This is a genomic window from Streptomyces lonarensis (assembly GCF_012033735.1).
In the GTDB taxonomy this organism is placed as follows: domain Bacteria; phylum Actinomycetota; class Actinomycetes; order Streptomycetales; family Streptomycetaceae; genus Streptomyces; species Streptomyces lonarensis.
Genome location: NZ_JAAVJD010000180.1, coordinates 1 through 10,718, shown reverse-complemented (window position 1 = coordinate 10,718; position 10,718 = coordinate 1). Strand labels below are relative to the sequence as shown.

Sequence of the window (10,718 nt, the reverse complement as noted above, 5' to 3'; positions counted from 1 at the left end):
ACCGTGGCTGGCGTACCCCTTGGCCGGCAGCTGCCCCAGCCGGAGCACGAGTTCGTCGCGGTGGGGCCCCACCAGCGTCACGCCCCGCTCGATCTCCCGCGGCCGCGCGGCAGCGGGCACGCGAACGCGGCGCCGGCCGGACCAGGCAGGCGCGCACCCCGGGGTTGCGGTCCGGCGCGCGCCCCGGCGGCCGGGACCCGCTGAAGCTCGGCGCCGCCTTCGACCGGCTGAAGACGGAGCGCGGCTGGGAGATGCCGATCGCGGTCGGCGGGGTGACGGGGCGGTGGCCGGAGGTGGTCGGCCCGGAGATCGCGCAGCACTGCGAGCCGGAGGGGTACGACGAGCGGGAGCGGGTGCTGACCGTGCGGTGCGACTCCACTGCCTGGGCGACGCAGCTCCGGCTGCTCGCGCCGCAGTTGCTGGTGCGCCTCAACGGCGAGCTGGGCAGTGGCACTGTGAAGCTCCTCAAGGTCAAGGGGCCCAGCGGGCCCCCGCGCACCCCCGGGCAGTGGCGGGCCCCGGGCAGCAAGGGGCCCGGCGACACCTACGGCTGACCGGGCCGCACCGCGAGCTTCGCCCGGTGGCGTCGCCCACTCCGCGTCGGGTGGGGCCGCGGCATGGCAGCGCCCGGAGCCCGGAGCCGCCGCCCCGTCTACCGCTCCGCTCCCTCTCGCCCATTTCCTCTCCGCCCCGGCCCCGGCCGGGGTTCCCGCCCCGCCGGGCCCCGTCGACCGCCCCGCGTGACCGTTTTCCCGCCGTTCCCACGTCCGCCGGCCATGGCTGCGCGGTACACCCGACGCACCCCGGCACCAACTCCCCGTGATCGCACCGCTACCGCCTCTCCCGAGGGCGGTGGTGTGACGCGAGTCACGTGACGGGTGCCGGTGGTCGCCCGCTCTCCCGTCGCCGGGGCCGGAGTCGCCCCGGCGGGTGCTCCGCGGTGGTGTGCGGGGCTGAGGATCGGGTGGTTCGTGCGGTAACCGGCGCATTTGTTCGCACGGAGTCGAGTCGTCGCTGTGCGCCGCTGTGAGCGTTTCCGGGGGTGGGTGCCCATATGGGGAGTTGGCAGAGGTCGGTTCAGGGCATCACGTGCGCCCTCAGGGCCCGGCAAAGCCCCATTGGTGTCAGTGGTGGCGGTAGACTGGAGGAACCGCCTTGTTGCGGACCCTGTCGAGTGACACGGCCTTTCCGGTGCGCCCGGATCGTGGCCGTCCTGTGCCAGAAAGGGCGCTCCGTGGCCGATTCCGGCAACCCCAACGAGAACGAGCCCGCCACCACTCCCGCGGAAGCCGCGGCAGTGGTGGCCGACCGTGCGGTGGAGGCGTCCTACGACGCCAGCGCCATCACGGTCCTGGAGGGTCTGGACGCGGTCCGCAAGCGGCCCGGCATGTACATCGGCTCCACCGGCGAGCGGGGCCTGCACCACCTCGTGTACGAGGTCGTGGACAACTCCGTCGACGAGGCGCTGGCCGGTCACGCCGACACCATCGCCGTCACCCTCCTCGCCGACGGCGGCGTGCGGGTCGTCGACAACGGCCGTGGCATCCCCGTGGACATCGTCCCCTCGGAGGGCAAGCCCGCCGTGGAGGTCGTGCTGACCGTGCTGCACGCCGGCGGCAAGTTCGGCGGCGGCGGCTACGCCGTCTCCGGCGGTCTGCACGGTGTGGGCGTCTCCGTGGTCAACGCGCTCTCCAAGCGGGTCGCCGTCGAGGTCCGCCGTGACGGGTTCCGGTGGACGCAGGACTACTCGCTCGGCGTTCCCGACGCCCCGCTCGCGAAGAACGAGGCGACCGACACCGCCGGCACCTCGGTCACGTTCTGGGCGGACGGCGACATCTTCGAGACGACCGACTACTCCTTCGAGACGCTTTCGCGGCGCTTCCAGGAGATGGCGTTCCTCAACAAGGGGCTCACCATCTCGCTGACGGACGAGCGGGAGGCGGCGAAGCAGACGGTCGGCGCCGACACGGCGGGCACCGAGGACGACGACCTCGCACGCCACGTGACCTACCACTACGAGGGCGGCATCTCCGACTTCGTGCGGCACCTCAACTCCCGCAAGGGCGAGCCGGTGCACCCCTCGGTGATCGACATCGGCGCCGAGGACAAGGAGCGAATGCTCTCGGTCGAGATCGCCATGCAGTGGAACACCCAGTACAGCGAGGGTGTCTACAGCTTCGCGAACACGATCCACACCCACGAGGGCGGCACCCACGAGGAGGGCTTCCGCGCCGCGCTGACCGGCCTGGTCAACCGCTACGCGCGCGACAAGAAGCTGCTCCGCGAGAAGGACGACAACCTCGCGGGCGAGGACATCCGCGAGGGGCTGACGGCGATCATCTCGGTCAAGCTCGGCGAGCCGCAGTTCGAGGGGCAGACCAAGACCAAGCTCGGCAACACCGAGGCGAAGACCTTTGTCCAGAAGATCGTCCACGAGCACCTCACCGACTGGCTGGACCGCAACCCGGTCGAGGCCGCGGACATCATCCGCAAGAGCATCCAGGCCGCCACCGCGCGGGTCGCCGCCCGCAAGGCACGCGACCTCACCCGCCGCAAGGGCCTGCTGGAGACCGCCTCGCTGCCGGGCAAGCTCAGCGACTGCCAGTCCAACGACCCGGCGAAGTGCGAGATCTTCATCGTCGAGGGCGACTCCGCCGGCGGCAGCGCCAAGTCCGGCCGCGACCCGCAGTACCAGGCCATCCTGCCGATCCGCGGCAAGATCCTGAACGTGGAGAAGGCCCGGATCGACAAGGTCCTCCAGAACGCCGAAGTGCAGGCGCTGATCTCGGCGTTCGGCACCGGTATCCACGAGGACTTCGACATCTCGAAGCTCCGGTACCACAAGATCATCCTGATGGCGGACGCCGATGTCGACGGCCAGCACATCAACACCCTGCTGCTGACGCTGCTCTTCCGGTTCATGCGTCCGCTGGTCGAGGCCGGGCACGTCTACCTCTCGCAGCCCCCGCTCTACAAGATCAAGTGGGGCCGCGACGAGTACGAGTACGCCTACTCCGACCGCGAGCGCGACAGCCTCATCGACCTCGGCCGCCGCCAGGGCAAGCGCATCCGCGAGGACTCGATCCAGCGGTTCAAGGGCCTGGGCGAGATGAACGCCGAGGAACTGCGCATCACCACCATGGACCTCGGCCACCGGCTGCTGCGCCAGGTCACGCTCGACGACGCGGCCGCCGCGGACGACCTCTTCTCCGTCCTCATGGGCGAGGACGTCGAAGCCCGCCGGACCTTCATCCAGCGCAACGCCAAGGATGTCCGCTTCCTGGACATCTGAGTGACGGCCCCCGGGCAGCCGCCCGGGGGCCGCCTGCGCGGCGGAGGCGGGACACCGGCCCGAGAGCCGGCGCCCGCCCGCGGACCGCGCCGGGTGGCCGGCGCCCCCGCAGCGCCACAGCCGCAGCCATACCAGCCGCAGCCACCACAGCCGTAGCCACACCAGTCGAAGTCGTAACGCCTCGCAGCTCGAACGGATCGGACGCTCACCCATGGCCGAGGACAACAACCCCACCCCGGACGGCGACGCCACACCCGCGCCCGCCGGCGACATCGAGGTGCCCGCCGCGCTGCTGGCACCCGAGACCGGTCAGCGCGTGGAGCCGGTCACGCTCGAGACGGAGATGCAGCGCTCCTACCTCGACTACGCGATGAGCGTCATCGTCTCGCGTGCGCTCCCCGACGTGCGGGACGGCCTCAAGCCGGTGCACCGCCGCGTGCTGTACGCGATGTACGACGGCGGCTACCGCCCCGAGCGCGGGTTCTACAAGTGCGCCCGCGTCGTCGGCGACGTCATGGGCACCTACCACCCGCACGGCGACACCTCCATCTACGACGCCCTGGTGCGGCTCGCCCAGCCGTGGTCGATGCGCATGCCGCTGGTGGACTCCAACGGCAACTTCGGCTCCCCGGGCAACGACCCGGCCGCGGCCATGCGGTACACCGAGTGCAAGATGGCGCCGCTCGCCATGGAGATGCTCCGGGACATCGACGAGGAGACCGTCGACTTCCAGGACAACTACGACGGGCGGAACAAGGAGCCGAAGGTCCTCCCGGCCCGGTTCCCCAACCTGCTGATCAACGGCTCCGCCGGCATCGCCGTCGGTATGGCCACCAACATTCCGCCGCACAACCTCCGCGAGGTCGCCGCCGGCGCCCAGTGGTTCCTGGAGAACCCGGAGGCCGGTTCGGACGAACTGCTCGAGGCGCTCATCGAGCGGATCAAGGGCCCCGACTTCCCCAGCGGCGCGCTGGTCGTCGGCCGCAAGGGCATCGAGGAGGCGTACCGCACCGGCCGCGGCTCCATCCCGATGCGTGCCGTCGTCGCCGTCGAGGAGATCCAGGGACGGCAGTGCCTGGTCGTCACCGAGCTTCCCTACCAGGTGAATCCGGACAACCTTGCGCTGAAGATCGCGGACCTGGTGAAGGACGGCCGCGTCGGCGGGATCGCCGACGTCCGCGACGAGACCTCCTCGCGCACCGGCCAGCGACTGGTCATCGTCCTCAAGCGGGACGCCGTCGCCAAGGTCGTGCTCAACAACCTCTACAAGCACACCGACCTCCAGACCAACTTCGGTGCCAACATGCTGGCCTTGGTGGACGGCGTGCCGCGGACGCTCTCGCTGGACGCGTTCATCCGCAACTGGGTGGCGCACCAGATCGACGTCATCGTGCGCCGCACCCGGTTCCGCCTCCGCAAGGCCGAGGAGCGGGCCCACATCCTGCGCGGCCTGCTGAAGGCGCTGGACGCCATCGACGAGGTCATCGCGCTCATCCGCCGCAGCCAGACCGTGGACGAGGCGCGCCAGGGGCTCATGGAGCTGCTCGCGATCGACGAGATCCAGGCCAACGCCATCCTGGAGATGCAGCTGCGGCGGCTCGCCGCCCTGGAGCGGCAGAAGATCACCGCGGAGCACGACGAGCTCCAGCTGAAGATCGACGAGTACAACGCGATCCTCGCCTCGCCCGAGCGCCAGCGGCAGATCATCAGCCAGGAGCTCGCGGCCATCGTCGACAAGTTCGGTGAGGACCGGCGTTCCAAGCTGGTCCCCTTCGAGGGCGACATGTCCATCGAGGACCTCATCGCCGAAGAGGACATCGTCGTCACCATCACCCGCGGCGGCTACGTCAAGCGGACGAAGACCCACGACTACCGGGCGCAGAAGCGCGGCGGCAAGGGCGTCCGCGGCACCAAGCTGCGCGAGGACGACATCGTCGACCACTTCTTCGTCTCCACCACCCACCACTGGCTGCTGTTCTTCACCAACAAGGGCCGGGTCTACCGCGCCAAGGCGTACGAGCTGCCCGACGCGGGCCGGGAGGCGCGCGGCCAGCACGTCGCCAACCTGCTGGCGTTCCAGCCCGACGAGAAGATCGCCGAGATCCTCGCCATTCGTGACTACGACGCCGCGCCGCACCTGGTGCTCGCCACCAAGTCCGGCCTGGTGAAGAAGACGCCGCTGAAGGACTACGACTCGCCCCGCTCCGGCGGCGTGATCGCCGTCAACCTCCGGCAGATGGAGGACGGCCGCGACGACGAGCTGATCGGCGCCGAGCTGGTCTCCTCCACCGACGACCTGCTGCTGATCAGCCGCAAGGCGCAGTCCATCCGCTTCACCGCCACCGACGAGTCGCTCCGCCCCATGGGCCGGGCCACCTCGGGCGTGAAGGGGATGAGCTTCCGCGAGGACGACGAGCTGCTGTCGATGAACGTCGTGCGGCCGGGAACGTTCGTTTTCACCGCCACCGACGGCGGATACGCCAAGCGCACGCCGGTGGACGAGTACCGTGTGCAGGGTCGCGGCGGTCTCGGGATCAAGGCGGCGAAGATCGTGGAGGACCGCGGTTCCCTCGTCGGCGCGCTCGTCGTCGAGGCCACGGACGAGATCCTCGCCATCACCCTCAGCGGAGGAGTGATTCGCACGCGGGTCAACGAGATCAGGCAGACCGGCCGTGACACGATGGGCGTGTCGCTGATCAACCTCGGCAAGCGTGACGCCGTGGTCGGGGTCGCCCGCAACGCCGAGGCCGGCCGCGAGGCCGAAGAGGTCGAGGCCGTCGTCGACGGCGCCGACGCCGCGGCGGCCGACGATCTCGACACCACCGCGACTGCCGGTGATGCCGGTGACGCCGTGAACGGGACCGCGGACGACACCGGCGCAGGCCAGTGACGCTCGCTTCGACTCGGAACCGCACCAAGGAGTAAGCCGTGAGTGGAGCCCCGGGCGCGCCCGGCCGCGGTGCGGGGGACGACAGTCCCCCCACGGCAGAACCGACCACCATCACGGACGGCGCATCGGGCGCCGACCCCGGGGGCGACCGCCCCCGGTCAGCGACGACTCGTGGGGGGACCACGATGACCAGGCCCACGGACTCCTACTCCCAAGGTGGCCAGGGAAACCCCCAGCAGGACCAGCACTACCGGCCGCCGCAGGCGTACCCCGCGCCGGCCGGTGGTGCGGCGGGCGGCGAAGCGGGGAAGAGCGGGCCGCGGCCCGACGAGACCACGCAGCTGCGTCCGCAGAAGGCGGCCAGGATCGCCGGGCCGGGGCAGCCCGCCCAGCAGCCGTCCCAGCCGTCGCGCCCGCCGCAGACGGAGCGGAAGGCCCGGACCGGCGCCCGCGTGGTGCCCCGGGTCCGCAAGGCGCGGCTGCGCGTCGGGCGGGCCGACCCCTGGTCGGTCATGAAGGTCAGCTTCCTGCTGTCCATCGCGCTCGGCATCTGCACCATCGTGGCCGTCTCGGTGCTGTGGCTGGTCATGGACGCGATGGGCGTCTTCTCCAGCATCGGCGACCTCATCAGTGAGGCGACCGGCACCGAGGAAGGCGGCGGGTTCGACCTCCAGGCGTTCCTGTCGCTGGGCCGGGTCCTGACCTTCACCACCGTCATCGCCATCATCGACGTCGTGCTGGTCACGGCGCTCGCGACGCTGGCGGCGTTCATGTACAACCTCTCCGCCGGCTTCGTCGGCGGCGTGGAGCTGACGCTGGCCGAGGACGAGTGACGGCGTACTCGGAGGCGTCGCTGCCAACGGGGGTGCGTCGGCGCGGGCGAGCAACGGTGGACGGGGCGTCGTGACGGCGACACCCCACCCGCCGGCCCGCTGAGACGGACGACGGACGGCCCGGTTCCCCGCGAGGGGGCCGGGCCGTCCGTCGTTCCGGCAGTGCGCGCGAGGGGGCTTCCCGGCCGCTGGTCACGGGCGCTGCGGACCGCCGCCGGACCACCCGTTCGGCAGCGTGCCGGAGCGCGCCAGGACGGCGGTCGAACCGATTTGGGAGCGGGGCCGACCATGCGCTAATCTTTCGGTGCAGCGCGGGGCTATAGCTCAGATGGTTAGAGCGCATCCCTGATAAGGATGAGGTCACAGGTTCAAGTCCTGTTAGCCCCACCCGCGCAGAAGCCCCCGACCGGGACCGGTCGGGGGCTTCTGATATCCACGGCCGGCGCGGGTGGGGAGCACCGGCGGGAGGGGCCGGCCCCGGTGCCGCGGGTCGGCCGGAGCGTGCGGGAGGGGGATGACGTGGGAGAGTTCCGGTTCAGCTGGGTGCTGTCCGGCTCGGGGTGGGCGACGGTTGCCGTCGCGGACGGGGCGTCGGCTCACACGGGCCCGGTGAGCTACTGCACCGACGCGCTGGCCGACCTGCTCCACGCGGTGGCCGGTCTCTACGGGCCGTTGTCCACGCAGCGGGTGTCGTTCGACCTGGAGCCGCAGGAAGTGCGGTGGGTGTTCCGGGTGAGCGGTACGCAGGTTGATCTGGCGATCCGCGAGTTCCCTGACGCTACGTCGAGCTTCGACGCACCGGACGACAGCGGAGCGCTTCGCTGGCGCACTGTGCAGCCCCGGAGCGCGGTCGGCCATGCCGTGGTGCGGTCCGCGCAGGCGCTGGTGCGGCAGCACGGTGAGGCCGGCTACCTCGAGCGATGGGTTCGCCACCCCTTCCCCATGACCGCGCTGCAGGACCTCCGTCGACTGCACGTCCGGGACGACGGCTGTTCGCTTCCGCACGACGGCCTCCCGTCGAGCGGCGACGCCTGAGCGCGCCGGCGGGTCGGGGCGCCCCGAGGTGGGCCGCTGAGTGCGGCCCGCGGGAGAGGTGGTGTCCGTTCGGGTCGGCGGGGCGCCCGCGAGGGGGCGGTGCCGGTGGACGGGGTCGCGGTGGCAGGCCCGACCGGGCGCGCGGGGCGGGGGTGACGGACGTCACCGTGCCGCCGGTCGAGCTGTCCCACCGCCCGTCGGAGGCCCGACGGGCGGTGGAGCCCGGCGCGGTCGGGAGGTGGGACGGTCGGTCGGTCCGTGGAGCTGTCTCTCCGGGGCCCGGTGCGCCGGTGGCGGGCGCGGGGTGGGGCGGGGCTTTGTCGCGGCCGTCACGTGCGCGCGGGCGCCGGGACAAGCCACCCAGCCCGTTGCGCAGTTGAGGGGGCGGCGCCGTCGCGGGGCGCGGGAGGGGCACGGTGGGTGCGGTGGTGCGGAAAATTGCGTGAGCCGGGCGGGTGCGCGGGTGTGGCCGGGGCGGGTTCGAGGGCGTGCTTTCGGTATCATCGGGCGCCAGATGGTCCGATCGTCGAAGAAGGATGAGGTAGCGCGGTGAAGAAGCTCCTCCTGGTCGCACTGGTCGCCGTTGGCGGCGTCCTGGTGTACCGCCAGATCCAGACGGACAAGGCCGACCAGGACCTGTGGATGGACGCGACTGACACCGTGCCCCCCACTGGTTCCACTGGCGCCTGAGGTCCCGCAGACACCCCCGGAGGGCTCCCGGCCGTTGATCGGCCGGGAGCCCTCCGGCGTGTCCCGGCGGATCGGCTCGTGCGGTCCGCAGCGGGTCGTGCGCCGGGCCCGGTGCTCCCCGCTGTGGCGAGACCGTGACGCCGCTCCCCCTTGTCGTGTGCTCCAGCAAACTCATACCGTGGCTCCCGTACCTGGTCACAGCGTTACCGAGGGGGAGACGGGCCGATGCCGGACGGGGGAGCCGCAGGCGCGGTGAGGAACGGTCGTACCCGACTGCGCACGGCAGCGGTCGGCCTGGGGGCGTTCCTGCTGCTGGCGCCGGCGCCCGGCACGGCGCACGCCGCTCCCGCGGAGCGGCTCCTTCCCGCGCAGCAGGAGCCCGGCGACGGGGCGGGGTCCGGCGACGCGACCGGGCTGCTGATGGTGCTGGACGCCTCGGGGTCGATGGCCGAGGACGACGGTTCGGGCGGAACCCGGATGGCGGCGGCCCGCGAGGCGTTGTCCACCGCCGTGGACGCGCTTCCCGACGACCACCCCACCGGGCTGCGGCTGTTCGGCTCCGAGAGCAGCAGTTGCACCGACACCACGCTGGCCCACCCCGTGCAGCCGCTGGACCGTGATGCGCTGCGGGACGCGCTGGGGGAGGCCGGGCCCACCGGCAACACCCCCACCGGGCTGGCGCTGCAGCGCGCCGCCGACGACCTGCCGGACCCGCCGGCGGGCGACTTCGGTCGCCGCACGATCCTGCTGGTCTCCGACGGCGAGTCCAACTGCGACGGCCCGCCCCCCTGCGAGGTGGCGTCCGAACTCGTCGGCAACGGGGTGGGGTTGCGGATCGACACCGTGGGTTTCCAGATCGGCGACGAGGGCCGCGCCGAGTTGGAGTGCATCGCCGAGGCGGGCCACGGCACCTACTACGACGCCCCGGACGGTGAGGCGCTCGGCCGCGAGCTGGAGCGCGCGGCGCTGCTCTCCGCCGACGGCTATCGGTTCGAGGGCGAGCCGGTCGAGGGCACCGCCGACCCCAAGGACGCGCCGCTGCTGGCCCCCGGCCAGTACCTGGACACCATCGGCCCCGGTGAGGCCCGCAGCTATGCGGTCGAGCTCGACGCCGCCTCGGCCGCCGACGTCTCGGTGACGGCGGCGCCGCACCCCGGTGTGGCGGTCGACCGCAGGGACGGCCTCACGCTGCTGCTGGAGGACACCGGCGAGCGGCCCCGCAGGTGCGACTCCGCGGACGCCGCCTTCGGCAGTGACGAGGGCGCCATGGTGCTGACCCAGACGGTCAGCCGGATTCCGTCGGCCGGCGGCGGAGCGGCCTGCGACGAGGCGGGCCGCCACACGGTGACCGTGACGCGGGAGAGCGCCGCGGAGTCCGACACGGCTCACTGGCCGGTGGAGCTGCGGTTCACCCTGGAGGAGCCGCTGGCGGAGGGGGTGCGCCCCGCAGCTTCCGCGACCGGCTACGGCGCGGCGGGGCCGGGGGCCGACCTCCCGACGGGTGAGCCGGAGGACGTCGCCGGCGGCACCGGGTTCAACGATGCGGCGGAGCTCGGCCCCGGAGCCTGGCGGGACCGGTTGCTGCCCGCGCAGACCCGCTGGTTCAAGGTTCCCGTCGGCTGGGGCCAGCAGCTGCGCTACCGGGTCGAGATCGGCAACGAGCCCACCCGGGAGACCGGCTCGGCCTCGTCGTACGTGCGCACCGCCGCCTACGCGCCGCACCGTGCGCCCATCGGGCGGGGCGAGTTCACCGTCGACCGCGCCTACCGCGGGGAACCGCTGGCCGTGGAGCTGGGCACGGTCCCCGTGACCTGGACCAACCGGTACGAGTCCGGCGCGGCGGCGTCCCCGGTCCGGGTCGGCGGCGACTACTACATCGCCGTCTCCCTCGGGCCGGAAGCAGTCGCCATCGCCCGCAACGCGGCGGTCGGCGTGGTGCTGCGGGTCGACGTCGTCGGTGAGGAGCTGAGCGGGCCGG

The 10,718-nt window shown here is 72.2% G+C and carries 7 protein-coding genes and 1 tRNA gene; all 8 read left to right on the top strand.

Translation table 11 applies throughout. The features are described 5' to 3' along the window. A partial coding sequence (locus tag HCN56_RS19155; protein WP_376770896.1) for a DciA family protein occupies positions 1 to 554 on the top strand: 554 nt, incomplete at its 5' end. 650 nt (positions 555 to 1,204) lie between these two features. After that, entirely contained in the window at positions 1,205 to 3,292 is a 2,088-nt protein-coding gene (gene gyrB, locus HCN56_RS19150; protein ID WP_167972828.1) for a DNA topoisomerase (ATP-hydrolyzing) subunit B, read from the top strand. 211 nt (positions 3,293 to 3,503) lie between these two features. Further along, positions 3,504 to 6,182: a DNA gyrase subunit A gene (gene gyrA, locus HCN56_RS19145; RefSeq protein ID WP_167972824.1), complete on the top strand. Its 2,679-nt coding sequence runs from the start codon at positions 3,504 to 3,506 to the stop codon at positions 6,180 to 6,182. Between the two features lie 185 nt (positions 6,183 to 6,367). After that, positions 6,368 to 7,015, top strand: a complete 648-nt coding sequence (locus tag HCN56_RS19140) for a DUF3566 domain-containing protein (RefSeq protein ID WP_245246744.1) — start codon at positions 6,368 to 6,370, stop codon at positions 7,013 to 7,015. A gap of 313 nt (positions 7,016 to 7,328) precedes the next feature. Then, a tRNA-Ile gene (locus HCN56_RS19135) sits at positions 7,329 to 7,402 on the top strand. A gap of 132 nt (positions 7,403 to 7,534) precedes the next feature. Continuing rightward, positions 7,535 to 8,050, top strand: coding sequence for a hypothetical protein (locus HCN56_RS19130; RefSeq protein ID WP_167972822.1), 516 nt, complete (start codon positions 7,535 to 7,537; stop codon positions 8,048 to 8,050). Between the two features lie 549 nt (positions 8,051 to 8,599). Continuing rightward, complete coding sequence (locus HCN56_RS25860; RefSeq protein ID WP_168087416.1) at positions 8,600 to 8,740, top strand: DLW-39 family protein; 141 nt, start codon at positions 8,600 to 8,602, stop codon at positions 8,738 to 8,740. A 252-nt stretch (positions 8,741 to 8,992) separates the two neighbouring features. After that, the coding region (locus tag HCN56_RS19120; protein WP_312871298.1) for a vWA domain-containing protein at positions 8,993 to 10,718 on the top strand (1,726 nt) is incomplete at its 3' end.